Annotated in this window: 25 protein-coding genes and 2 tRNA genes; 10 read left to right on the top strand and 17 right to left on the bottom strand. The window is 65.6% G+C overall.

The genetic code is table 11. The features are described from left to right. Positions 1-7 precede the first annotated feature (7 nt). Positions 8-430 carry a DUF4112 domain-containing protein gene (locus GGR90_RS18710; RefSeq protein WP_167922928.1) on the top strand — a complete coding sequence of 141 codons (423 nt, stop codon included), beginning with the start codon at positions 8-10 and terminating at the stop codon, positions 428-430. Positions 431-533: 103 nt separating this feature from the next. Next, complete coding sequence (locus GGR90_RS18705) at positions 534-2657, top strand: prolyl oligopeptidase family serine peptidase (RefSeq protein ID WP_167922927.1); 2124 nt, start codon at positions 534-536, stop codon at positions 2655-2657. 10 nt (positions 2658-2667) lie between these two features. On the opposite strand, the gene GGR90_RS18700 is transcribed toward GGR90_RS18705, so the two are convergent. The 7 genes from GGR90_RS18700 to cyoA are packed head-to-tail and all read right to left on the bottom strand — an operon-like array spanning position 2668 to position 9434. Further along, positions 2668-3213, bottom strand: coding sequence for a response regulator transcription factor (locus tag GGR90_RS18700; protein ID WP_167922926.1), 546 nt, complete (start codon positions 3211-3213; stop codon positions 2668-2670). Continuing rightward, positions 3210-4517: an ATP-binding protein gene (locus tag GGR90_RS18695; protein ID WP_167922925.1), complete on the bottom strand. Its 1308-nt coding sequence runs from the start codon at positions 4515-4517 to the stop codon at positions 3210-3212. The genes GGR90_RS18700 and GGR90_RS18695 overlap by 4 nt, the downstream gene beginning before the upstream one ends. Then, positions 4517-5218: an SURF1 family protein gene (locus tag GGR90_RS18690; RefSeq protein ID WP_167922924.1), complete on the bottom strand. Its 702-nt coding sequence runs from the start codon at positions 5216-5218 to the stop codon at positions 4517-4519. Before GGR90_RS18690 ends, GGR90_RS18695 begins: the two co-directional genes overlap by 1 nt. After that, positions 5215-5556, bottom strand: coding sequence for a cytochrome o ubiquinol oxidase subunit IV (cyoD, locus tag GGR90_RS18685; protein ID WP_167922968.1), 342 nt, complete (start codon positions 5554-5556; stop codon positions 5215-5217). Before cyoD ends, GGR90_RS18690 begins: the two co-directional genes overlap by 4 nt. A 41-nt stretch (positions 5557-5597) precedes the next feature. Then, positions 5598-6224: a cytochrome o ubiquinol oxidase subunit III gene (gene cyoC / locus GGR90_RS18680; protein ID WP_167922923.1), complete on the bottom strand. Its 627-nt coding sequence runs from the start codon at positions 6222-6224 to the stop codon at positions 5598-5600. Positions 6225-6228: 4 nt separating this feature from the next. After that, positions 6229-8238 carry a cytochrome o ubiquinol oxidase subunit I gene (cyoB, locus tag GGR90_RS18675; RefSeq protein WP_167922922.1) on the bottom strand — a complete coding sequence of 670 codons (2010 nt, stop codon included), beginning with the start codon at positions 8236-8238 and terminating at the stop codon, positions 6229-6231. 17 nt (positions 8239-8255) lie between these two features. Next, complete coding sequence (gene cyoA, locus GGR90_RS18670; RefSeq protein ID WP_167922921.1) at positions 8256-9434, bottom strand: ubiquinol oxidase subunit II; 1179 nt, start codon at positions 9432-9434, stop codon at positions 8256-8258. Positions 9435-9603: 169 nt separating this feature from the next. Here cyoA and GGR90_RS18665 point away from each other — a divergent pair, with 169 nt between their 5' ends. From GGR90_RS18665 to GGR90_RS18655, 3 genes are all read left to right on the top strand, one after another. Continuing rightward, on the top strand, positions 9604-10938 hold the full coding sequence (locus GGR90_RS18665) for an MFS transporter (protein ID WP_167922920.1): 1335 nt from the start codon (positions 9604-9606) through the stop codon (positions 10936-10938). Between the two features lie 52 nt (positions 10939-10990). Beyond that, positions 10991-11902: a LysR family transcriptional regulator gene (locus GGR90_RS18660; protein WP_167922919.1), complete on the top strand. Its 912-nt coding sequence runs from the start codon at positions 10991-10993 to the stop codon at positions 11900-11902. Between the two features lie 192 nt (positions 11903-12094). After that, positions 12095-13339: an acyl-CoA dehydrogenase family protein gene (locus GGR90_RS18655; protein WP_167922918.1), complete on the top strand. Its 1245-nt coding sequence runs from the start codon at positions 12095-12097 to the stop codon at positions 13337-13339. Positions 13340-13370: 31 nt separating this feature from the next. Here GGR90_RS18655 and GGR90_RS18650 read toward each other — a convergent pair whose 3' ends face one another. The 6 genes from GGR90_RS18650 to GGR90_RS18625 are packed head-to-tail and all read right to left on the bottom strand — an operon-like array spanning position 13371 to position 18169. Further along, positions 13371-14042 (bottom strand): hypothetical protein, encoded by a 672-nt coding sequence (locus tag GGR90_RS18650; RefSeq protein ID WP_167922917.1) that lies wholly within the window; start codon positions 14040-14042, stop codon positions 13371-13373. Between the two features lie 43 nt (positions 14043-14085). Next, positions 14086-15063, bottom strand: coding sequence for a copper resistance protein B (locus GGR90_RS18645; protein ID WP_167922916.1), 978 nt, complete (start codon positions 15061-15063; stop codon positions 14086-14088). Further along, positions 15060-16844, bottom strand: coding sequence for a copper resistance system multicopper oxidase (locus tag GGR90_RS18640; RefSeq protein ID WP_167922915.1), 1785 nt, complete (start codon positions 16842-16844; stop codon positions 15060-15062). Before GGR90_RS18640 ends, GGR90_RS18645 begins: the two co-directional genes overlap by 4 nt. Positions 16845-16902: 58 nt before the next feature. Beyond that, positions 16903-17466, bottom strand: coding sequence for a sigma-70 family RNA polymerase sigma factor (locus tag GGR90_RS18635; RefSeq protein ID WP_167922914.1), 564 nt, complete (start codon positions 17464-17466; stop codon positions 16903-16905). Continuing rightward, the gene (locus GGR90_RS18630; protein WP_167922913.1) at positions 17463-17903 is read right to left on the bottom strand and encodes a periplasmic heavy metal sensor; all 441 of its coding nucleotides are present in this window, start codon (positions 17901-17903) and stop codon (positions 17463-17465) included. Before GGR90_RS18630 ends, GGR90_RS18635 begins: the two co-directional genes overlap by 4 nt. Continuing rightward, positions 17903-18169: a hypothetical protein gene (locus tag GGR90_RS18625; protein ID WP_167922912.1), complete on the bottom strand. Its 267-nt coding sequence runs from the start codon at positions 18167-18169 to the stop codon at positions 17903-17905. Before GGR90_RS18625 ends, GGR90_RS18630 begins: the two co-directional genes overlap by 1 nt. Positions 18170-18310: 141 nt before the next feature. Between GGR90_RS18625 and copC the strand changes: the two genes are divergently transcribed. After that, a complete protein-coding gene (gene copC, locus GGR90_RS18620; RefSeq protein ID WP_167922911.1) occupies positions 18311-18700 on the top strand; it encodes a copper homeostasis periplasmic binding protein CopC in 390 nt (129 codons plus the stop codon). 3 nt (positions 18701-18703) lie between these two features. Further along, positions 18704-19618, top strand: coding sequence for a copper homeostasis membrane protein CopD (gene copD / locus GGR90_RS18615; RefSeq protein ID WP_167922910.1), 915 nt, complete (start codon positions 18704-18706; stop codon positions 19616-19618). A gap of 129 nt (positions 19619-19747) precedes the next feature. On the opposite strand, the gene GGR90_RS18610 is transcribed toward copD, so the two are convergent. Then, positions 19748-19833: transfer RNA gene (locus tag GGR90_RS18610), tRNA-Tyr, on the bottom strand. 79 nt (positions 19834-19912) lie between these two features. On the opposite strand from GGR90_RS18610, the gene rlmB reads away from it, so the two are divergent. Next, entirely contained in the window at positions 19913-20680 is a 768-nt protein-coding gene (gene rlmB / locus GGR90_RS18605; protein ID WP_167922909.1) for a 23S rRNA (guanosine(2251)-2'-O)-methyltransferase RlmB, read from the top strand. Between the two features lie 3 nt (positions 20681-20683). Here rlmB and GGR90_RS18600 read toward each other — a convergent pair whose 3' ends face one another. Next, the gene (locus tag GGR90_RS18600) at positions 20684-21001 is read right to left on the bottom strand and encodes a 2Fe-2S iron-sulfur cluster-binding protein (protein WP_167922908.1); all 318 of its coding nucleotides are present in this window, start codon (positions 20999-21001) and stop codon (positions 20684-20686) included. A gap of 101 nt (positions 21002-21102) precedes the next feature. Between GGR90_RS18600 and GGR90_RS18595 the strand changes: the two genes are divergently transcribed. Then, complete coding sequence (locus GGR90_RS18595; RefSeq protein WP_167922907.1) at positions 21103-21720, top strand: DNA-3-methyladenine glycosylase family protein; 618 nt, start codon at positions 21103-21105, stop codon at positions 21718-21720. A 299-nt stretch (positions 21721-22019) separates the two neighbouring features. Here the strand turns inward: GGR90_RS18595 and tig are convergent, their stop codons facing one another. Beyond that, a complete protein-coding gene (tig, locus tag GGR90_RS18590; protein WP_167922906.1) occupies positions 22020-23663 on the bottom strand; it encodes a trigger factor in 1644 nt (547 codons plus the stop codon). An 88-nt stretch (positions 23664-23751) separates the two neighbouring features. Continuing rightward, positions 23752-23836, bottom strand: a tRNA-Leu gene (locus GGR90_RS18585). Between the two features lie 190 nt (positions 23837-24026). Between GGR90_RS18585 and GGR90_RS18580 the strand changes: the two genes are divergently transcribed. After that, a complete protein-coding gene (locus GGR90_RS18580; RefSeq protein ID WP_167922905.1) occupies positions 24027-24224 on the top strand; it encodes a hypothetical protein in 198 nt (65 codons plus the stop codon). The last annotated feature ends 5 nt before the right edge of the window (positions 24225-24229 follow it).

Here is a 24229-nt window from a genome sequence, read left to right as displayed (position 1 = left end):
GACCCCGATGGCCCCTTCGCCGCCCAACCCCGACGCGATCTTCGACGCGCTGATCCAGAACCGCAGCGATCCCGCCGCGCTACGCAAGCGCGTCGAGACGCTCGAAATCCTGCTCGAACGCAGCTTCGTCATCCCCGGCATCAACCGCCCCGTCGGCCTCGACGCGATCGTCGGCCTCGTCCCCGTCGTCGGCGACGTGATCGCCGCGACGATGGGCGCCTATCTGATCTGGGAGGCGCGCAACCTCGGCATGCCGAAATGGAAGATCTGGCGCATGGTCGGCAATCTAGGCGTCGATACCGCGCTCGGCGCGGTGCCGCTCGTCGGCGATGCCTTCGACTTCTTCTTCCGCTCGAACACGCGTAACCTCAAGATTATCAAGAAGCATCTCGACAAGCATCATCCGGGCACGATCATCATCGACCAGTAATCCCACAATTCGCCCCTCCTCTTCAGAGGAGGGGCTTATATACTTCAATCTCCTGCCGAAGGACGCTAGCACAGCGCCACCACACCCCAGGGGAGACTATCGAATGATCCGCGCCAGCCTCGCCGCGCTTGCCCTCAGCTGTTCCATCACCGCCGTCGCCACCGCCGCGCCGCAGGACGCCAACGAGGAGGGGGACCCCTATCTCTGGCTCGAGGATATCGAGGGCGCGAAGGCGCTCGATTGGGTCAAAAAGGAAAATGCGGCCACCGACAAGCTGATCACCGCTCGTCCCGGCTTCGAGGCCGACCGCAAGCGCGCCCGCGCCATCCTCGACGACGAGCGCCAGATCGCCGAGCCCGGCGAGGTGATGGGCGAGACGATCACCAATTTCTGGCGCGATGCGACCAACCCGCGCGGCATCTGGCGCCAGAGCCCGCTCGACGCCTATCTCGCCGGCAAGCCCGTCTGGACGACGCTGATCGACGTCGATGCGCTCGGCAAGGCCGAAAAGCAGAGCTGGGTCTGGCACGGCGCCGACTGCCTCGCCCCTGATTATCTACGCTGCCTCGTCTCGCTGAGCCCCGGCGGCACCGACGCCGACATCGTGCGCGAATGGGACCGCACGACCAAAAGATTCGTCGAAGGCGGCTTCACCCTGCCGCAGGCGAAGAGCAGCGTGACGTGGGAGGACGCCGACACATTGCTCGTCGCGACCGATTACGGCGAGGGCAGCATGACCGCGTCGGGCTACCCGCGCATCGTCAAGCGCTGGAAACGCGGCACGCCACTCTCGGCGGCCGAAACGCTGGCCGAGGGCGAACATGAGGATGTCGGGATGAACGTGTTCGCGCTCGTCGACGGTGACAAGCGCTGGCCGATGATCAGCCGCGGCAAGACCTTCTACACCGCCGACATCAAACTGCCGAACATCGTCGCCTCGCGCTATATCTCGACAATCATCCCCGACACCGCGAGCATCCGCGACGTCGTCGACGGACAGCTCGTCATCTTCCTCAATCAGGACTGGGCGAACATCCCGGCGGGCTCGCTCGTCTCGCTCTCGATCGAGGATATGTCGGCCGACCGCAAGGTGCCGATCGTCACCGCGATGACCCCGACGAAGGCGCAGGCGATCGAAGATGTCGCCGCGACCGACAATATCCTGTGGGTCAAGGCGCTCGACGATGTAGAAGGCAAGCTCTTCGCGCTGCGCCGCGATCCCGCGACCGGGGCATGGAACCAGAAGGCGGTTCCACTCGCCGACAACGCCACCGTGACGATCGCCGGCACGATCGGCAAGCGCGACACGATCCTCGCCACCGCCGAAACGATGCTGACCCCGCCGACGCTTTTTGCCGTGACCGAGGACGCCGCGCCGAAGGCGGTGCAGAGCCTGCCCGCGACCTTCGACGCGAAGGACATGACCGTCGAAAAGCGGTTCGCGACGTCGAAGGACGGGACGAAAATCCCCTATTTCCTCGTCCGCAAGACGGGTGCGATCGGCCCCGTGCCCGCGCTGATCCACGCCTATGGCGGTTTCCGAGCCGCGCAGACGCCCGGCTATCTCACCGGCCAGCCCTATCGCGCCGGCCCGCTCGGGCTGTTCTGGGTCGAGGACGGCAACGGCTATGTCCTCGCCAACATCCGCGGCGGCGGCGAATATGGTCCGGCCTGGCATCAGGCGGCGCTGCGCGAGAAACGCCAGAACAGCTTCGACGACCTGCACGCGGTCGCCGAGGATCTGGTCAAGGCCGGCGTCAGTGCCAAGGGCAAGATCGCGATCTCGGGCCGCTCGAACGGCGGCGTGCTCGTCGGCGCGGCGATGACGCAGCGCCCCGACCTTTACGGCGCGGTGATCTCGGGCTCGCCGATCAAGGATATGTGGCGCTATGACAAGATGCTCGCGGGCGCCTCATGGGTTGCCGAATATGGCGATCCCGACGTACCCGAAGACTGGGCGTTCCTGTCGAAATATTCGCCCTATCACAACATCCGCAAGGGCGTGACCTATCCGCCGATCTTCCTCTACCTCTCGACCAAGGACGACCGCGTCCACCCCGGCCACGCGCGCAAATTCGCCGCGCGGCTGATGGAGAACGGCAACCGCGTCTATTATCACGAATATATCGAGGGCGGCCATTCGGTCGGCGCCGACCATGCCGAGGACGCGGTGCGCGCGGCGATGCTCCACGGCTTCCTGTTGCGCGAACTGGTGGAGAAGAAATAGGCGCCGCCGCTCAGCGTATCTGCCTTTTCTCCAGCTTTCGTGCCAAGGTGCGCCGGTGCATCCCCAGCCGGCGCGCGGTTTCCGAAATGTTGAAGTCGGTCTCGACCAGCACCCGGTGGATATGTTCCCACTCTACGGTCTTGATCGACGACGGGCGCGCGTCGAGCGGGGTTTCGGCATTGCCCTCCGCCCGCTCGAACGCCGCCTCGATGTCGTCGGTGTTCGACGGCTTGGCGAGATAATAGGAGGCGCCGAGCTTGATCGCCTCGACCGCGGTCGCGATGCTCGCAAAACCCGTCAGCACGACGATCCGCATCGCCGGATCGAGCGCGCGCAGTGTCTGCACGCACGCGAGCCCCGACGCGCCGCCGAGCTTGAGGTCGACCACTGCATAGCCGGGCCGGAATGTCGCCAGCAGCGCGTTCATCTCCTCGGGGCTGCGCGCGACTTCGACCGCATAGCCGCGCCGCTCGAACGAGCGTTTCAGCGTCCGCGCGAACGCCTCGTCGTCCTCGACGATCAGCAATTGGCGCGGGTCGCTTGGGGTGTGGGTCATGCCTTCTCTCCACCGGGCGGGGCGAGCGCCGAAATTGGCAGGAATATCCTGACCAGCGCGCCGCCCGCATCGCGGTTGGAGACGCTGGCGCCGCCGCCGAGCTTGCGCAATACGTTGACGAGCAGGAACAGGCCGAGTCCGCCGCCGGGCCGCCCCTTGGTCGAACGATAGGGCTGGCCGAAATTCTCGAGCATCTCGGGACTGAAACCCGGCCCGCGATCGGCGATCTCGATCACCAGCATGTCGCCGTCGCGCGACGTCGTGAAGCTGGTCCAGTCGGGCGACACCTCGGCCGCATTGTCGAGAACATTGCCGATCACCTGCCGCAGCGCCGGATCCGAAACGATCGCGACGTCGGTGCCGAAACGGTCGTTGAACTCGACCGTGCCCGGACGGCGCACCGCGCGCGTGTGCGCGACGATCTCGTTGAACGACGCGCGCATCGTCGTCAGCTGCGGCGCCTCGCCGCGCGCCTCGCCCGCCGACATCAAAATGCCGCTGACGATCGTCTTGCAGCGCTGGACGGCGGTGTCCATGTCGGCAAGATCCTCCTGCAGTTCGGGATCGTCCTTCAGCCGCGGCGCCGCTTGCCAGTCGCCGATCAGCACCGACAGCGTCGATAGCGGCGTGCCCAGTTCATGCGCCGCGCCTGATGCGAGCAGCCCCATGCGCACGATATGATCCTCCTCGGCCGCGCGCTGGCGGCTGGCGGCGAGCGCGGCGTCGCTGTCGCGCAAGTTGCGGCTGATCCGCGTGACGAAGGCGACGAGGAGCACCGCGATCAGCAGGAAGCAGACGAAGCTGCCCTGAAGATAGAGGCCCATGGGATCGTCGGCATAGGCCGGCGGCAGCACCAGCGGCGTGGGATCGACGCGCAGCGCCGCGAGCGCCGCCAATGCCGCGACGACAATCGCCCATGACGAGCGCGGAGTGAGCAGGACCGCGCCGATCACGACCTGGAGCAGAAAGAGCGAGGCGAAAGGATTGGCGAGCCCGCCACTGTGATGAAGCTGCCAGCCGAGCGCCGCGACGTCGAACAGCAGCGCCGCGGTCAGTTCGGCATTGGTCACCCCGCGGCCGCGACGGAGCAAGGCGGCGCTCGCGAAATTGATCGCGATCAGCACAAGGATCGCCCCGAGCAAGGGCGCGCGGGGCAGCGAAATTCCCATCGGCCCGCTGACGATCCCGATCGTCGCGAGCTGTCCTCCCACCGCAAGCCAGCGCAACTGGATCAGCAGCGTCATGTTGCGGCGGCCGGCTGGGGCCCGCGCGGGCGCGGTCGGCAGGATCGTCGGGTCGGTCATCATTCCCGGATACGCCACAGCCGCCACGCAAAAAAGAGGCTGAGCGCACAGAGCGCAAACCAGGTCAGCGCATAGACCATATGATGGTCGCGAAAGCGCACGACGGTGAGACCCCCGACCGGATAGCCGCCGGGGTTCGGCGACGCGTCGGCATCGACGAAATAAGGCGCGACCCTGCCCAGCCCCTTCGCCTGCGCGATGGCCGCGACATCGCGCGAGAACCAGCGATCGGCCGCGGGATCGTTCGAGCGCAGGAACGCACCGCCGGGCTCGGTGACGCGGAGCAGCCCGGTCACCGTCACCGACCCCGCGGCATTGCCCGCCGCGCGGGTCTTCGCCTCGCGCCGGTCCTTGGGCACGAAGCCGCGATTGACCAGCAAGGCGAACCCCGGCGTTTCGAGCGGCGTGACCACCCAATAGCCCGCGCCGCGCTCGGTTACCGCCTGCACCAGCGTCTCGCGGTCGTGCCGGAATGTCCCCGACGCGATGACGCGTCGATAGGCGTCATTCTTGGCATTGACCGCATCCCACCGATCGGGTCCCGGCGGCGCCACGGGCGCCGCATGAAGACGCGCATCGACCGCCGCGACCAGCTCATGCTTCCACGCGCGCCGTTCGATCTGCCAGACGCCGAGCGCCGCGAGACCGATCGCCGCAACCAGCGCCGCCGCGGCAAAGGCCGCGCGGCGGGCGCGTGTCAAAGCACCTGGCCCGTAACCTGACTGGTCGGCTCGTGCGGCATCGGCATCATATTGGTGTTGAGGTGGTGCATCACCCACAGCGACCCCGCGAGCATGATCACGACGACGATGATCGTGAAGACGAGCGAGGTCAGCGACCAGCCGCCCTCGGCCTTGGGCGTCATGTGGAGGAAAAAGACCATGTGGACGACGATCTGCACCACCGCGAAACCCATGATGATCGCGCCCGTCACGCCTGCGCTGAGCGGCATCGTCATCACCAGCCAGAAGGGGATGGCGGTGAGGATCACCGACAGCAGGAACCCGATGACATAGTCTCGCATCGACGCGTGCGGCATCTCGATCTCGTGATGGCCGTCTGTGTGGTGGAGGTCGTGGCTCACCGCAGCACTCCCATCAGATAGACAAAGGTGAAGACGCCGATCCACACGACGTCGAGGAAGTGCCAGAACATCGACAGGCACATCACGCGGCGCTTGTTCGCGGCGATCAGCCCATGCTTCGACAGCTGGAACATCAAGGTCACCAGCCAGATAATGCCGAAGGTCACGTGCAGCCCGTGCGTGCCGACCAGCGTGAAGAAGCTCGACAGGAAGGCGCTGCGCTGCGGCCCCGCGCCGATCTCGATCAGATGGTGGAATTCGTAAAGCTCGATGCCGAGGAAGGCGAGCCCGAACAGCGCGGTGACCGCAAGCCAGATCTGCACGCCCTTCACCTTGCCCTGCTGCATCTGGAGCACCGCAAAGCCATAGGTGATCGACGAGAAGAGCAGCATCGCGGTGTTGAGCGCGATCAGCTTCAGGTCGAACAGATCCTTCGGCGCGGGCCCCGCGGCATAGCTGCCGCCGAGCACGGCGTAACAGGCGAACAGGATCGCGAAGATGAGGCAGTCGCTCATCAGATAGATCCAGAAGCCCAGCATCGTGCTGTACCCCTCGGGATGCGCATGCTCGTCGAGGTCGTAGAATTGGACGGGCGCGTCGGCGGTTATCGTCTTGGCACTCATCGCATCAGGCTCCGGCCGCCAGCTGGCGGGTCCGCGCTTCCTCGACCGCGGCGACCGTCGCCGCCGGAATGTCGAAATCGCGCTTGTAGTTGAAGGTATGATAGATCGCGCCGACGATCGTCGCCGCAAAGCTCAGCGCGACGAGCCACCAGATGTGCCAGACGAGCGCAAAGCCCATGACGAGGCAGAAGCCCGACAGGATCATCCCCGTGCCGGTGTTGCTCGGCATATGGATGTCGCGATAGCCATCGACCGGACGCTGAGCCCCGCGCGTCTTCATGTCGTACCACGCGTCGAGGTCATGGATCACCGGGGTGAAAGCGAAATTATAGTCGGGCGGCGGCGAACTGGTCGCCCATTCGAGCGTGCGCCCTTCCCACGGATCGCCGCCGGTGGTGTCGCGCAGTTCCTTGCGGCGCCAGATGCTCACCGCGAACTGGACCAGCATCGCGCCGATGCCCGCGGCGACGATCAGCGCGCCGATCCCTGCGATCACGAACCAGATTTGCAGGCTCGGGTCGTCGAACACCCGCATGCGCCGCGTCACGCCCATCAGGCCGAGGATATAGAGCGGCGTGAAGGCGACCCAGAAGCCCACCACCCAGCACCAGAAGCTGATTTTGCCCCAGAAGACGTCGAGCTTGTAGCCGAACGCCTTGGGCCACCAATAGTTGATCGCCGCGAACAGGCCGAACAAGACGCCCCCGATGATCACATTATGGAAGTGCGCGATCAGGAACAGCGAGTTGTGGAGCACGAAGTCGGCAGGCGGCACCGCGAGCAGCACCCCGGTCATGCCGCCGATGACGAAGGTCAGCATGAAGGCGACCGTCCACATCATCGGCAGTTCGAAGCGGATGCGGCCGCGATACATGGTGAACAGCCAGTTGAAGAGCTTGGCCCCGGTCGGGATTGAAATCACCATCGTCGTGATACCGAAGAAGCTGTTGACGCTGGCGCCCGACCCCATGGTGAAGAAATGGTGCAGCCAGACGAGATACGACAGGATCGTGATACAGATCGTCGCATAGACCATCGAGGTGTAGCCGAAGAGGCGCTTGCCCGAAAAGGTCGAGGTGACTTCGGAGAAGACGCCGAACAGCGGCAGCACGAGGATATAGACCTCGGGGTGCCCCCAGATCCAGATCAGGTTCACATACATCATCGGCGATCCGCCGAGGTCGTTGGTGAAGAAATTGGTGCCGACATAGCGGTCGAGGCTCAAGAGCACGAGCGTCGCGGTCAGGATCGGGAAGCTGGCGACGATCAGGATGTTCGCGCAGAGCGAGGTCCAGGTGAAGACGGGCATCTTCATCAGCCCCATGCCCGGCGCGCGTAGCTTCAGGATCGTGACGACCAGGTTGATACCCGACAATGTGGTGCCGACGCCGGCTATCTGTAGGCCCCAGATATAATAGTCGACGCCGACATTGGGGCTGTAGGCGATCCCCGATAGCGGCGGATAGGCCAGCCAGCCGGTCTGGGCATATTCGCCGATGAACAGCGAGATCATCGTCAATACCGCGCCCGCGGTCGTCATCCAGAAGCTGAAATTGTTGAGGAAGGGAAAGCTGACGTCGCGCGCGCCGATCTGCAACGGCACGACATAGTTCATCAGCCCGGTGATGAACGGCATCGCGACGAAGAAGATCATGATCACACCGTGCGCGGTGAACACCTGGTCATAATGATGCGGGGTCAGATAGCCTTCGGACCCGCCGAACGCCATCGCCTGCTGCAACCGCATCATAATCGCATCGGCAAAACCGCGCAGGAACATGATGAGCCCGAGGATCATGTACATGATCCCGATGCGCTTGTGGTCGACGGTGGTGAACCATTCGGTCCACAAAGTGCCCCAGAGGCGGAATTTGGTGATCAGGCCGAGCACGGCGATGCCGCCGAGGACGACGCCGATGAAGGTGGCGACGAGGATCGGCTCGTGCAGCGGCAGCGCCTCGAGCGACAGCTTGCCAAGGATCGGACCGGTTTCGGGTGCGGGATGCGGGATCATAGGGGGTCTCGGCTCGTTCAGGACATCGGGCGGGCGGCGGGCGCGGTCAGCGCGGTGCGTTCGGGCCTGGCCGGGACCGGAAGCCCCTCGCCCTTCAGCATTTCCGGTGCCACGGGCTTCGCGTCGGGCCGGTCGTTCGACATCACCGGCGCGCTGCAATAGGCCGCGACATAGCGCATGCTCCAGCGTGCGGCGTCGACGGTGCCGCGCGCGGCGAACTTGTCATAAGCCACCTGCCGGACATTGCCGATGCCCGCGATGCCCGCACCGCCCGCGGCGTCGAGCGACATCATGTCGTGCATGCACATCTTGCCGGGCTCGACGCACATGTTGACGACGGCGTCGAACAGCTGCGGATCGCTCGCGGCGAAGCGGCGGACGGGTTCCTTGTGCGTCGGCTTCTCGAGCTTCAGATATTCGGCGCGGCTGAGGTCGCCTTCGGCCGAAGCCTTCGTCGCCGCGACCCATTGGTCGAACTCGCCGGCGGGCAGGCTCTTCACCGCGAAGCGCATGTTCGAAAAGCCCCAGCCCGAATAATTGGCCGAAAAGCCCTCATATTCGCCGGTCTTGTCGAACACGCCGTGGAGCTTGGTTTCCATGCCCGGCATCGCGTAAATCTGCCCCGCGAGCGCCGGCACGTAAAAGCTGTTCATCACCGACGAGGAGGAGATGCGGAACCGCACCGGCCGGTTCACCGGCAGCGCCAGCTCGTTCACCGTCGCCACGCCCTGTTCGGGATAGATGAACAGCCATTTCCAGTCGAGCGCGACAACCTGCACATCGAGCAGCTGGACCTCGGCCGCGACCGGCTGGCCCGGCGCCGTGCGCGCGAGCGGGCGATAGGGGTCGAGCAAATGCGTCGCGACCCACGTCACCGCGCCAAGGCAGATGATGATCAGCAGCGGCGCCGACCATATCACGAGTTCGAGCTGCGTCGAGTGATCCCAGTCGGGCTTGTAGGTCGCCTCCTTGTTCGACGCGCGATATTTCCACGCGAAGAAGATCGTCAGCGCCATCACCGGCACGATGATCAGCAGCATCAACACCGTCGACAGGACGATCAGATCGCCCTGCTGGCGCGCGACGTCGCCGGCGGGATCGAGCACGATCAGCCCGCAACCCGACAAAAGGGGCAGCGCGGCGAGCAGCGGCAACAGCCGCAATCGGGCGGAAAAACGGGGGAGATTGCTTGGCATGGCGGGTGCCTAATCCTCCTTTGTTGCACTGCACATAGGACATTTTGTCCAATCCCGCGATCGTCCATCATCGCGCAGGGGCATTTTCATTCGGGGCGATTCTGCCCTATGACCGACTCGTGCCGCCGCATCCTGCGCAAGCGGAGGCTCCAGCTCAAGGATTGTTACCATGGCTGCCGACACCGTTCCCACCACCGAGGCCGAACGCGATGCCCGCGCCCTCCACGGCGCCGAGGACGGCAGCCACCGCATCGACCCCGCCGAGATCGCGATCGGCGTCATCATCGGGCGGACGTCGGAATTCTTCGACTTCTTCGTATACGCCATCGCGTCGGTGCTGGTTTTTCCGAAGCTCGTCTTCCCACATCTCGACCCGCTCACCGGCACGCTCTGGTCGTTCGCGATCTTCGCGCTCGCCTTCGTCGCGCGCCCGGTCGGCACGATCATCTTCACCGCGATCGACCGCGCCTATGGCCGCGGCGCCAAGCTTACGATCGCGCTCTTCCTGCTCGGCGGATCGACCGCGGCGATCGCCTTCCTGCCAAGCTACGAGTCGGTCGGCGTCGGCGCGGCGCTGTTCCTCGCGCTGTTCCGCATGGGCCAGGGCGTCGCGCTCGGCGGATCGTGGGACGGCCTCGCCTCGCTGCTCGCGATCAACGCCCCCGAAAACCGCCGCGGCTGGTACGCGATGATCCCGCAGCTCGGCGCGCCCTTGGGCCTGATCGTCGCCAGCCTGCTCTTCATGTTCCTGATCTCGGCGCTGCCGGCCGAAGATTTCCTCGCCTGGGGCTGGCGCTATCCCTTCTTCGTCGCCTTCGCGATCAACGTCGTCGCGCTGTTCGCGCGGCTGCGCATCGTCGTCACCCCCCAATATGCCGAGCTGTTCGAAAATCGCGCGCTCGAACCCGCACCGCTGCTCGAAACGGTGCGGTCGGAATGGAAGACGATCCTCATCGGCACCTTCGCGCCGCTCGCCAGCTTCGCGATGTTCCACATGGTCACCGTCTATCCGCTGTCGTGGGTGTTCCTGTTCACCGACGAAAGTCCGGTCCGTTTCCTGGTGATCGAGGCGATCGCCGCGGTCGTCGGCGTCGGATCGATCGTCGCCTCGGGCATTCTCGCCGACCGCGTCGGCCGCCGCACGATGCTCGCGGTCACCGCCGCCGCCATCGCGGCGTTCAGCGGCTTCGCGCCGCAATTGCTCGGCGCGGGCGAAATCGGCGAAGCGGCGTTCATGATCCTCGGCTTCGCATTGCTCGGCCTGTCGTTCGGCCAGTCGTCGGGGGCGCTCTCGTCGAACTTCCATCCGCGCCACCGCTACACCGGCTCGGCCTTCACCTCCGACCTCGCCTGGCTGTTCGGCGCCGGCTTCGCGCCGATGGTCGCGCTGTGGCTGTCGAGCGAATTCGGGCTGATCGCCGCAGGCGCCTATCTGCTGTCGGGCGCGCTCGGCACACTCGTCGCGCTGTGGCTCAACCGCGAACTGGCGAGCACGATTGACTGATCGACGCGATCGAACCCGGGCCGGCCGCCGGTCCCGCATCTAGGAGCAGGCCTTGCGGCATCTCGCCCGGTTCGATCTCAACCTGCTGCGCATTTTCGACGCGATCTTCGCCAAGGGCGGCGTGTCCGCGGCGGCGCGGCACCTCCACCTGTCGCAGCCGGCGATCAGCCACGCGCTCGCGCGGCTGCGCACGCAGTTCGACGATCCGCTTTTCGTGCGGCAGGGCAACCGCCTCGTCCCGACCTCCGCCGCGCGCGCCATCGCGGGGCCGGTGCGCGAGGCGCTGCGCGGGCTCGACGCCGCGCTCGACGCCGCAACCGCGTTCGAGCCTGCGCAAACCACGCGCGAGTTTCGCATCGGGGTGCGGCTGTCGGGCGAAATGCCGCGCTTTTCCTCGCTGGTCGCGCGCGTGCGCGGCGAGGCGCCGCACGTCGCGCTCGCCAGCGTCACCTTCCGCCGCCGCGAGCTCGTGATGATGCTGGCGAACGGCGATCTCGACCTTGCGCTCGATGTCGCGCTGCCCGCCGACGACCGGATGTGCCGCCACTATCTCGGCGCCGAACCGCTCGTCGTCGTCGCGCGCAAGGGACATCCGCGCGTCGACGGCGCGCTCGATCTCGATACCTATCTGGCGCTGGATCATATCATCGCGACGGCGCGGCCCTATGGTCCGGGGATCGAGGATATGGCGCTCGACCGCATGGGCCTGACGCGCCGTGTCGCGGTGCGGTGCCAGCATGCGATCACCGCGTGGCAGATCGTCGCCGCGTCCGACCTGCTCTTCGCGCTTCCCAAATCGCACGCCGCGGTGCTCGACGCGATGTGGCCGATGCAGCTTCTCGACCTGCCGCTGCCGGTCGAACCCGGCGGCAGCTATCTTTACTGGCACCAGGCGGCACAGGCCGACCCGGGACTCGGCTGGCTGCGCGCGATCATCGTCGACGAATTGGCGAAACCGGCATGAACTTCTAATATCGTCATCCCGGCGAAGGCCGGGATCCCGCCGGTGCGTCATTCCGATAGGGTGAGATCCCGGCCTTCGCCGGGATGACGGGGAATATTAGATATACGAATATCCAATATTCCCACCTATCATTTTCATAGATAGCCCAGCGTCGCTAACCTCTTCCGGTAAATCCACCGGAGACCCCGCAAAATGACCGAAATCGAACTTCAGGCCGAACTCAACGACCTGCGCATGTCGAAGGAAGCGCAGCCGCTCTTCGACGCCGTCAAGCGCCACATCGCCGACAATGTCGATCCGATCACCGAAGAATTTTTCCGCCTCGGCGAAGGCCGCACCGATCGCTGGAGCTGGGCGCCGGGGCAGCTCGAACTGCTCGAAGGCGCAAAGGACAAGGCGAAGGCCGCGGGCCTGTGGAACTTCTTCCTGCCGCACGGCGACACCGGCACGCCGCTCAGCAACCTCGACTATGCCTATATCGCCGCCGAACTCGGCAAGTCGCCGCTCGCGTCCGAATCGCTGAACTGCTCGGCGCCCGACACGGGCAATATGGAAGTGCTCGAAATGGTCGGCACGCCCGAGCAGAAGGACCGCTGGCTCAAACCCCTTTTGAACGGCGAAATCCGTTCGGCCTATGTGATGACCGAACCCGGCGTCGCCTCGTCGGATGCGAGCAACTTGGAGACGAGCGCGCACCTCGAAGGCGACGAATGGGTCATCGACGGCGAGAAATATTTCATCAGCGGCGCCGGCGACCCGCGCTGCAAGATATTGATCTGCATGCTCAAGACCAACCCTGAAGCGTCGCGCAAAGGCCAGCATTCGCAGATACTGGTGCCGATGGACACGCCCGGCGTTCAAGTGCTCGGCCCGATGCGCGTGTTCGGCGCCGACCACGCGCCGCAGGGCCATATGCACATGCGCTTCGACAATGTCCGCGTCCCGCGCGAGAATATCCTGCTCGGCGAAGGAAGAGGCTTCGAGATTTCGCAGATGCGCCTCGGCCCGGGCCGCATCCATCACTGCATGCGCACGATCGGCAAGGCCGAGGTCGCGCTCGATCTGATGGTCAAGCGCGGCAATTCACGCACCGCCTTCGGCCGCCCGCTGTCGCAGCTCGGCAAGAATCTCGAAGTGATCGCCCGCGCGCGCGTCGAGATCGAGGCGATGCGGCTGATCGTGTTGAAGGCCGCAAAGGCGATGGACCTGCTCGGCAATCGCGAGGCGCGCGTCTGGGTCAGCATGGCGAAGGCGATGGTCCCCGAACGCGTCTGCCAGATCATCGACCAGGCGATTCAGATCCACGGCGCGACGGGCATCTCGCACTGGACCCCGCTCGCCGATCTTTATGCCGACGTCCGCCACCTGCGCTTCGCCGATGGCCCCGACGAGGTCCATTATATGGTCGTCGGCCGCGACGAACTCGCGCGCCACTAAAAGACGTGGGGCGGCGGCCATCCGCCGCCCGTCAGGAAGCGCCTTCGCCCAGCATGTAATCGGCCACGCTATAGGAATGGCTGGCCTGATAGGCGTTCCGGCCGCGGTTCATATGCGTCAGGTTGAATCGCCGCACGGCGCGCAGCGCGCGCGGAAGCGCGAGAAAGTCCCGGATGGCGGCGGAGCTCCGTATCTTGACGATGAAGATGTCCGGGCCGCTAGGAAAGGAATAGCTCACGTCTTCGGGCGCCCGCACGCTCCGCTCGAGAAAGGCCCGATCGATCCTCTCCGGCGCGTGCGACCCGTCGGTCGTGAAGTCCGAAAGATGGACGATGAACCGGGCGCGAAGATCGTCGCCGTCAGCGTAGAGGGTGAACAGCTCCATCCAGCTCGCGTTGACGCGGACCAAGGGCTTGTCCGAGGTCGATGGCAGGCAGGAAACCGACCAATAATATCGCTCCGTCGCGCGGGGCATGGGAAGGCAGGTCCGGCCATATAGCTCGAGAATCCCAAACAGGTCGGGCGCCTGCGGTCGGCGCAACAGCTTCTGAAAGCGGGGGGCGTATCGCATCCGCTGCTCGATCGAATCCTGCCGCTCCCCGACGTCGGCCCATTCCGCCCTGCCCTCCAGCCACGCGTCCTGCTGATCGGTATCCACAAATTGACGCAGCCCCTTGGGACTCTGGCTGGATTTCTTGCTCATACGCCCGAGAATGCGCGACGCGCGCCCGATCATCAATAGCGCCCTAGAACCAGGCTTTAACGCCCATCACGAAGCTGGCGCCGCTCCTGTCCTCGCCGGCGGCGCGCGCGAAGCGTGCGGTATCGCCGAATTTCCGCGTCCACTCGACCCCGACATAGGGTGCGAATTCGCGGACGATCTCGTAGCGGAGGCGAAGCCCAAGCTCGACGTCGGACAGACCCGACCCGATGCCGCTTTCGGGCACGTCCCGACCTGAGAAATTGACCTCGGCCATCGGCTGCAGGATCAGCCTTTGCGTGATACGCTGGTCATAGCTCCCTTCCAGCCGGGCGAGCAGATCGCCCTTGTTCGACAGGAACAGCGCCCCCTCGACCTCGAACCAATAGGGCGCCAGGCCCTCGAAGCCGACCGTCGCATAAGTGCGGTCGGGTCCGTGGCCAAAATCCTGCCGTACGCCCGCCTGCGCGTTGAAATAGGGCCCGATCGCACGGCTGTAAAGCGCCTGCGCCTCGCCGCTTTCGATGCCTTCGCCGAACGCCGTTTCGCCTTCGCTTTTCAGGGTCAGCCGGTTGATGTCGCCGCCGTACCAGGCCTCGCCTTCCCAGCGAAAGCCGTCACGCCCCTCTCGCGCCTGATATTCCGCAAGGTTCAGGCTGACGAAGCCGACCCGCTGCGCGCCGTTTTCGACCATCATCGCATGGCGCGCATGCTCCATCTCGCCTTTCGGAAAGATGCGGTCGGCATACCAATCATCGGGCGGCGGCGGCGCGGGCGCGTCGCCGGCGGGCAAATCGGTCCCCACCATCCCCGCATCCGTCGCGGGGGCTTCGTCAGCGGGTCTGCAATGGCCCATCGCTGCATGCTCGGGCGAGCAGGCGGGACTGGCTGGCGCCGGCTCTTCAGGCACGGCCACGGGCGCGGGCGGCGTTTCCCCATGCCCGGCATGTCCCGACTGCGCCGCGGCGGGCATGGCGAAAGCGATGGCCGAAAGGCCGGCGAGCAGGAAGGCGGTGCGCATCATGCCGCATCCCCCCGCGGACGCACGCTCACGACGCGCATCATGCCCGCGTGCATATGATAGAGAAGGTGGCAATGGAACGCCCAGTCGCCGAGCGCATCGGCGGTGAAGTCGAAGGTCGCGATCCCGCCGGGCTGGACGATCACCGTATGCTTGCGCGGCGCCCGGTCGCCCTTGCCCGTCACCAGTTCGAAGAAATGGCCGTGCAGGTGGATCGGGTGGCTCATCATCGAATCGTTGATCAAATTCACCCGCACCCGCTCGCCCTCGATGAAGGGGATGGGTTCGTGGTGATCGGACATCTTCACGCCGTCGAACGACCACATGAAGCGTTCCATATTGCCCGTCAGATGGATGTCGAGCGAGCGCCCCGGCGCACGCACGTCGGGATTGCGGTCGAGCGCGACGAGGTCGTGATAAGTGAGCACCTGGTGCCCCACATCCTCCAGTCCCTGCCCCGGTTCGCCCATGCGGTCGACGGGCATCGGCGAGATCGTCTGGACACTCGGGTCGCGCTTCACCTGCGGCGCGACGCTGAAGTCGCGCATGCTGTGCCGCATGCCGCCCGCGCCATGTCCCATCGCGGCATGATCGGTCGCGGGCGCGGCATCGGCGGGGGTGCAGTGCCCCATAGCCGCATGTTCGGGCGCGCAGGTCGCGTCGCCGCCCGACATGTCGCCCATGCCCATATCCTTCATCGTCGCGAGCGGGCGCGCGCGCAGCGCCGGAACCGGCGCGACCATACCCGCGCGCGGCGCGAGCGTCGCGCGCGCCATGCCCGACCGGTCGTTGACCTCGGCGACGATCGTATAGGCCCGGTCTTCGGTGGGCGTGACGACGACGTCATAGGTTTCGGCAACGCCGATCTGGAATTCGTCGATCTCGGTCGGAACGACATTGAGGCCGTCGGCCTGCACCACGGTCAAACGAAGCCCCGGGATGCGGACGTTGAAAATCGACATCGCCGACGCGTTGATGATGCGCAGCCGGACACGCTCGCCGGGCGCGAACAGCGCGGTCCAGTTGTCGCGCGGCCCATGGCCATTGACGAGGAATTGGTAGGTCGAGCCGTTGACGTCGGCGATGTCGGTCGGGTCCATCCGCATCGCGCCCCATTCGATGCGCTCGTTCAGCGGCTGATCCTCGCCCGCGAGCAGCCCCGACAGCGTCTGCCGCTGCATGTTGAAATGACCGGGATTGACCTTGAGCTTGCGAAAGATTTCTTCGGGTGCGAGCTGGCTGTGATCCGACAGCACGATCACATGTTCGCGGTCATGGCCGATCGGATCGGCGCCCGCTGGATCGATGACGATCGGCCCATAATGGCCGAGCTGTTCCTGCAGCCCCGAATGGCTGTGATACCAATAGGTTCCCGACTGGACGACCGGGAATTCGTAAACGAAGGTCGAACGCGGCTTGATCCCCGGAAAGCTGACGCCGGGAACACCGTCCATGTGAAAGGGCAGGATCAGCCCGTGCCAATGGATCGAGCTGTCCTCGTCGAGATCGTTGACGACCCGCAGCCGCGCCGTCTGCCCCTCTTTCAGGCGGATGAGCGGTCCGGGGATCGTGCCGTTGATCCCGATCGCCCGGCTGATCTTGCCGTCGACGCGCATCGTCTGCCGCGCGATCCGCAGCGTGATGTCCTCGCCCGACACGGTCGGCAACTGCGCCTTCAGCCCGGCCGAGACCGGCTGCGCCCAGGCCGGAAACCATGCGGAAAGTGCGGCCGCCGCACCGCCCCCTGCCGCCGCGCCGATAAAATGCCGCCGATCGATCCGCATAAGTCCCGCTTCTTCCTCGTGTAACCTGCAAACCATACGCGCGCGCACCGCGCACCCCTCATTCGCCCAGCATCGCGCGCAGCTTGGCGCGCGCGCGATAGAGGCGCGTCTCGACACTCTTCTCGCTCACCCCCAGCATCTCCGCGGTTTCCGCCTGGCTCAGCTCCTCGATCCCGCGCAGCACGATGATTTCGCGAAGATTGCCCGGCAGGTCGAGGATGGCCTTGCGCACCCGCCGCAATTCGGCGCGGTCGGCCGCTTCCACGTCGATCGCGGGGCTGTCGCCGGCGACATCATAAGCGCTTTCCAGCGGGAGCGCGCGCGTGAAAAAGGACCGCACCGCCCGGCGGCGCGCCCAGTCGCGGCATTTGTTGAGCGCGATGCGCGAAATCCAGACGCGAAACGGCCGCTCGCCATCATAACGCCCCAGCGCGGCGAAGCCGGCGACGAAGCTTTCCTGCGTCAGATCCATCGCATCGCCCTCGTCGCCGACATTGCTGCGGATCAGGCGAAAAACGGGGACCTTGTAACGCGTCAGAAACTCGCGATACGCGTCCTGCCGGCCGCGAAGCGCGAGCGCCGCGAGATCGCGGTCGCTATAGTGCGACAGGTCGCTCGTCACCTCGCGTCGGCGGTCAGCGCCTTGACCACGACCTTGTCGAACATCGCGGCCTGCCTGGCGTCGAGGACGCTGCGCATCGCGAAAAGATGGCGCAGCGTCTCCTTCTGCAATTCGCCCATCACCTCGTGCGTCTCGTCGATCGCCTCGGTCACGCGCGGGCCATAGCCATGCTCGGTCTCGATCGCCTGCGCCAGGCGGATGTTGGCCGCCCGCATCTCGACCTCGAGCGCGTCGCGCCGCCCCGAAAATTGCGCCTCGATCGCCTGCAACCGCGCTTCCTGCTCGTCCGACAGCGTCAGTTCGCGGTGCAGCAGCGCATGCAGCTCGGTCTCGCTCTGCCTGGGGGCGTCGACCAGCAGGCGGCCGACGAAAACGCCTGCGAGCGCGGCCACGAACGCGATGAAGCCGATGATCGCCATCCGGCGCGCGGTGGCCATCAGCGGACTTCCAACAGGGTCGAGGGTGCGAGCGGGCTTGCCGGGATCAGCGGCGTCAGCGGGCTGGCGGCAACCGCGCTCGGTACGAAGAGGCTGCCCGCCACCATGCCGCCGCCGAGCGAGAAGAGCGCGGCGACCGCCATCAGCCGGCGCGTCGCCGCCGCTTCGGCCTTCCGGACGGCGAGCGCGGCAAGGACGCGATCGTCGAGCGTTTCGAGCGCCGGTGGCAAAGCCGCCCTGTTCAGTTTCCGAAACTCTTCGTCCATCGCCTCACCGGTCCTCTCAGCTATCATACGCGCGCATTTGCGCTACCCCTCATCCTCCGCCGACGCGCCACGCCCGATTTGCGCAAGGGCTGCCGCCTCGTCCTGCGTAATAGCAGCACGACCATCCTGTTGGAGCATTTTATGATCAAAGCCGCCCTCTCCCCGCTCGCCGCGCTGGCCGCCGCCGCGCTCGCGCTTTCGCCGACCGCCGCGCTGGCCCATGCGAAGCTTGTGGCATCGACCCCCGCCGCGAATGCCAGGGTCGCCAAATTGACTTCGGTCCATTTGAAATTCAGCGAAAAGCTGATCGCTCCGACCGTAAGGGCCGAACTGGTGATGACCGGGATGCCGGGCATGGCCGAGCATCCGCCGATGAAGGTCGCCATCGCGTCGGCGATGGGCAAGGACGGCAAGTCGATGACGCTCACCCCGAAGCGCGCGCTCGTTCCCGGAACCTACAAGGTCAAATGGTCGGCCGCGGGCGCCGATACGCACCGGATGGGCAGCGAATTCAGCTTCACGGTCAGATAGTCCATGACCGACCCCCTGATGATCGGCATCCGGTTCCTGCTCTTCGCCGGCCCGATGCTGGTCATGGGGCTGGCGGCGTTCCCGCTTTATGCGCTCCGCCGCCGCGACCGCGAAGATGCACGCATCGTCGGCGGACTGACAACGCCGCAGCCGTGGCTTTGCGGCGCGGGCTTCCTCGCGTCGCTCGCGGGCATGCTCGTCCTTGCCGCGAGCATGATGGGGATATCGCTCAGCGAAGTCGATCCGGGCATGCTGCTCACAATCGCCACCGAAACCGATGTCGGCAAGGCATGGCTCGTGCGGATGGCCGCGCTCGCCATCGCGCTCGCCGCCGCCCTGCGACTCGATCGCCGTCCGTCGGCCGCCGCCTTCGCTCTCCTCTCCGCCGCTGGCACGGTCGCGCTCGCCAGCCTCGCCTGGTCCGGCCATGCCGCGGCCGGCGAAGGCTGGGCCGGAGCGACCCATCGCTTCGCCGACGCGCTCCACATGATCGCCGCCGCTATCTGGATCGGCGCGATCGCCGCCTTCCTGATCCTGCTACGCCCCGCAGCGGACGACGCACGACCGGTCAGGCTCGCGCTTGCCGCAGCCAGTCTCGACCGGTTCGCACGCGTGGGCACGGGCTGCGTCATCGTCATCGCGGCGACCGGATTGATCAATCTGCAGATGATCGTCGGCATCGCGCAGGCCGGACGGATGCTGCCCTCTTCCTACGGTTATCTGCTCATCGCCAAGCTCGCGCTTTTCGGTGCGATGCTCGCGCTGGCGGCCCTGAACCGCTGGCGGCTGGCCCCGGCGCTTGTCACGACGGGCGGCGAGACCCCGGAGCGCGCGATCCGGCATCGCCTCGCGCTCGAAGCAGGCGCGGCCGCCGGCATCCTCGCTCTCGTCGCGCTGCTGGGCGTGCTGGAACCCTGAAGCAGAGCCCGTTATCACCTTCTCGATCGCTTGGGAAAATGGCGGCAGGGCTGGATTCGAACCCGCCGGTATCGCTTTGCCGATACCGGCCAACTCCGACTCGCTGGTTCGATAACGCTGTCGTGTGGGTGGTGGACAGGGCTGGATTCGAACCAGCGTACGGAAACCCGGGCAGATTTACAGTCTGCTGCCTTTAACCACTCGGCCACCTGTCCATTGGGGCCCGCTTTGGGAAGCGGTCCAATGGCGAAACGAGGCTTGCCTGTCAATGGCAGTCATGGGAAAGGCGCGCGCATGAGACAATTTTCCCGTCACCGCCGCCCCACCGGTCAAAACACGCGCGGCCAGGCCATCCGTTTCTGGGGCCGACACGCCGTTCTCGCCGCGCTCGCCAACCCCGACCGCACCGTCAAGCGCGTCTGGGGCACCCGCGAAGCCTTAGGCCAGCTCGACCTGCCGCCGGTGATTCCGATCAGCTACGCCGAGGTCACCGACCTTGCGCGACTCGTAGCGCGCGATGCGCCGCATCAGGGGCTGGTGATCGAGGTCGACCCGCTCGACAGCATCCATCTGAGCGATCTGTTGCAGGAAGAGGTCGACGCCGACAGCAAGCGCCCGCTCGTCATCCTCGATCAGGTCACCGACCCGCATAATATCGGTGCGGTGCTGCGCTCGGCGGCGGCATTCGACGCCGCGGCGATCATCACGCAGGACCGCCACAGCCCGCCCGAAAGCGGCGTCATCGCGCGTTCGGCGTCGGGCGCGCTCGAAACCGTGCCGTGGGTACGCGTCGTCAACCTGTCGCGCGCGCTCGAGGAAATCGCCGAGGCGCAATATTGGCGCATCGGGCTGATGGGCGACACCGAAACGACGCTGGGATCGACCCTCGACGGCAGCAAGGTGGCGCTGGTGCTTGGCTCCGAAGGCGACGGCATGCGGCATAATGTCATGGAGCATTGCGACGTGCTCGCCAAACTGCCGATCTCGCCGCGGATGGAAAGCCTCAACATTTCGAACGCCGCAGCGATCGCGCTCTACGCGGTCGCGACGGCGGGGCAATAAGCCTCAATCCTCCGCCGCGATCCGCACCTTCAGCCCGTCGAGCGCCTCGCTGAACGGGATCTGGCACGACAGGCGCGAATTATCGTCGCGGTCGGTGGTCGAATCGAGCAGGTCGTTCTCGTCCTCGCTCATCGCGGGCATCGCATCTTTCGCCCCCGCCTCGACATGGACATGGCACGTCGCGCACGAGCAGCAGCCGCCGCACAGCGCGAGCAGTTCGTCGAACCCGGCGTCGCGGATATTCTCCATCACGGTCAGGCTGGTGTCGCCTTCGATCTCATGTTCGGTCCCGTCGCGCGTCACGACAATCAGCTTGGCCATGCTAGTCCCCATAGGTTTCTTGTCGCAGGCGCTATGTCGCGCGTTGCGCGCCAAATCAAGCGTTGCTATCAGCAACTTTGGGAACAAAAGGAGAATATGCGATGGGCCTCAGCCAGCAGCAGCTGAACGCGGGAATCGACGCGCTCGCGAAGCGCGACGCCAATTTCGCGCGCGCACTCGGCAATGCCGGCTACCCCGAACCGCGCATCCGCGCGCCCGGCTATACGACGCTGCTCCGCACCATCGTCGGCCAGCAGGTCAGCGTCGCCGCCGCGAACTCGATCTGGAACAAGCTCGAGGCGCAATTCGGCGAGGGCTGCCCCGCCGAAGTGATGGCGGCCGCCGAGTTCGACACGCTGCGCGGCTGCGGCCTGTCGGGGCAGAAACAGGGCTATGCCAAAAGCCTCGCGCAGCTCATCCTCGACGGCGATCTGACCTTCGACGCGCTCCCCGCCGACGATGAGGAAGCGATCGCCTTGCTCACGCGGGTCAAGGGAATCGGCCGATGGTCGGCCGAAATCTACCTGCTCTTCGCCGAAGGCCGTCCCGACATCTGGCCCGCGGGCGACCTCGCGGTGCAGGAAGCCGTCGGCCGCATCCTGCAATTGGGCGCGCGCCCGAGCGAAAAGCTGGCGCGCGAACTGGCCGAAGCCTGGCGCCCGCACCGCGGCGCCGCGGCGATCTTCAGCTGGCATTGCTATAATATGGATGTGATTTGAGGATTCATCGTCGCCCGCGCAAAGGCGGGGGCCGCCAGCAACCTTGCTCTCTACACCGGTAGCGGCCCCGCCTTCGCGGGGGCGACGATTTAGAGCGGGAGCTTAAAATCGGCATCACATCTCTTCCCGTTCGTGTCGAGCGAAGTCGAGACACCCATCGATGTAGCGCAAGACCGATGGGTGTCTCGACTTCGCTCGACACGAACGGAACGGGTCAGATTAAAGGCACGTCGTTCTAAACCAAAAAGGCCGGGTGGAGCATCCTCCACCCGGCCTTTTTGTCGATCGTCAGCCGAAGCTTATTTCTTCGCCGCAGCCTTTTTGGCCGGAGCCTTTTTGGCCGGCTCGGCCTTTTCGGCCGCAGCGGCCTTCGCCGGAGCAGCCTTTTTCGCCGCGGCGGGCTTTTCCTCGGCCTTCTTGGCGGGGGCGGCTTCGGCCTTCTTGGCCGGTGCCTTCTTGGCAGGAGCCTCGGCCTTTGCTTCCTTGGCCTCTTCCTTCACCGCGTCCTTCTTGGCGGCGGGCTTCTTCGCCGCCGCCTTCTTGGCGGGCTTCGCGTCATGGTCATGGTCATGGTCATGGTCGTGACCGCAGCCCGGGCCATGGACGTGGCCGTCGTCGTCGGCTTCGATCGCGGCCTCGATCTCTTCGCGCGTCACTTCGCGCTCGCTGATCTCGGCCTTGTCGAACAGGAAGTCGACGACCTTGTCCTCATAGAGCGGAGCGCGGAGCTGCGCGGCGGCGAGCGCGTCCTGCTGGACATATTCGACGAAACGCTGACGCTCTTCGGGGCGATATTGCTGCGCCGCCTGCATGATCAGGCGCTGCATTTCCTGGCTGCTGACCTGCACGCCATGCGCCTGGCCGATTTCCGACAGAAGCAGGCCGAGGCGCACGCGGCGCACCGCGATGCTGCGATATTCGTCGCGGTCGCTCTCGAGCTCGGCCTTCGCCGCTTCGGGATCTTCCTCGTGGCTCGCTTCATGCTCGAGCTGCTGCCAGATCTGGTTGAACTCGGCCTCGACCATCGTCGGCGGCACTTCGAAATCGTGGCTCGCGGCGAGCTGGTCGAGCAGCTTGCGCTTCATATAGGTGCGCGTCAGGCCGTTCAGTTCCTGTTCGACCTGATCCTTCATCAGCTCTTTCAGCTTGTCGAGGCTTTCAAGGCCGAGCGTCTTGGCGAACTCGTCGTCGATCTTCGACGCGGCCGGAACCTTCACTTCCTTCACCGTGATCGCGAATTCGGCGGGCTTGCCCTTCAGATTCTCGACCGGATATTCGTCGGGGAAGCTGACCTTCAGCACCTTTTCGTCGCCGGTCTTGACCCCGACGAGCTGGTCTTCGAAGCCGGGGATCAGCTGGCCCGAACCGATTTCGACCGCCATGTCCTCGCCCGTGCCGCCGTCGAAGGCGACGCCGTCGACGCTGCCGGCGAAGTCGATGATGACCTGGTCGCCGGTCGCGGCCTTCTTGGTCTTCGGCGCATCCTCGAACCGCTTCATCTGCGCGGCGAATTCCTCGATCTTGGCCATCACCGCCTTATCGTCGGCGGGAACGGTCAGGCGCTCGAGCTTCAGTCCGTCGATCGACGGCGTCGCGATTTCGGGCAGCACTTCCAGCGCGACGGTGACTTCGGCGTCCTTGCCGGTTTCATAACCGTCGGCCAGCGTCACCGCGGGCTGCAGCGCGGGGCGAAGCTTTTCCTTCGTCATCAGGTCGCGCACGCCGGCGTCGATCGCCTTGTTGAGCGCGTCGGCCGACAGCGCGGGGCCGTGCATCTTGCGGATCAGATTCGGCGGCACCTTGCCGGGACGGAAACCGGGCATGCGGACGGTCGGGGCGATGCTCTTCACCTCGTCGTCGACGCGCGCGTCGATATCCTTGGCGGTGATCGTGACGCGATATTCGCGCTTCAGGCCTTCGTTCAGCGTTTCGACGGTCTTCATTGCCTTGGTCTTATCCTTGCTCAAAATCTCGTATCGAACCCCGCCAATATGGCTGAGTTCCCCATGATCCCGGCCTGCATTGCGAAAATGGTGCGGGCGAAGGGACTCGAACCCCCACATCTTGCGATACTGGTACCTAAAACCAGCGCGTCTACCAATTCCGCCACGCCCGCAGGTGTTTTCGGCCGGGTGCACGAAATCGCGCGCTGCCGCGCACGCCCGTGCGGGCCGCGCGGGGCTATAGCAGACGCGTCGCCGAGGGCAAGGGCGCAAAGCCCGCTGTTCCGCAGGCGGAACATGCTCGACGCCCGCCACCGGAACATGCGTCGTGCCCGTTCGTTGTTCAATTCAAGGAGAATGACAATGGCCAGCAGCCCCGACCCGCTTCCCAAGCCGAAGCCGGACACGATCGAACCGCAATCGCCCCCCGAAAAGCCGGTGCAGCCGACCCCGCTCGAAGACCCCGCCGGCCAGCCGACGGAAATCCCCGGCCGCCCCGGCGGCGGCGATATCGACCAGCCGGGCCGCGGGCCCGACGAGGTGCCGCCGCAGCAGGTTTGACCTCT

Origin of the sequence: Sphingopyxis italica (genome assembly GCF_011926545.1) — a bacterium.
GTDB lineage: Bacteria > Pseudomonadota > Alphaproteobacteria > Sphingomonadales > Sphingomonadaceae > Sphingopyxis > Sphingopyxis italica.
This window is presented reverse-complemented; position numbering and strand designations above follow the sequence as displayed.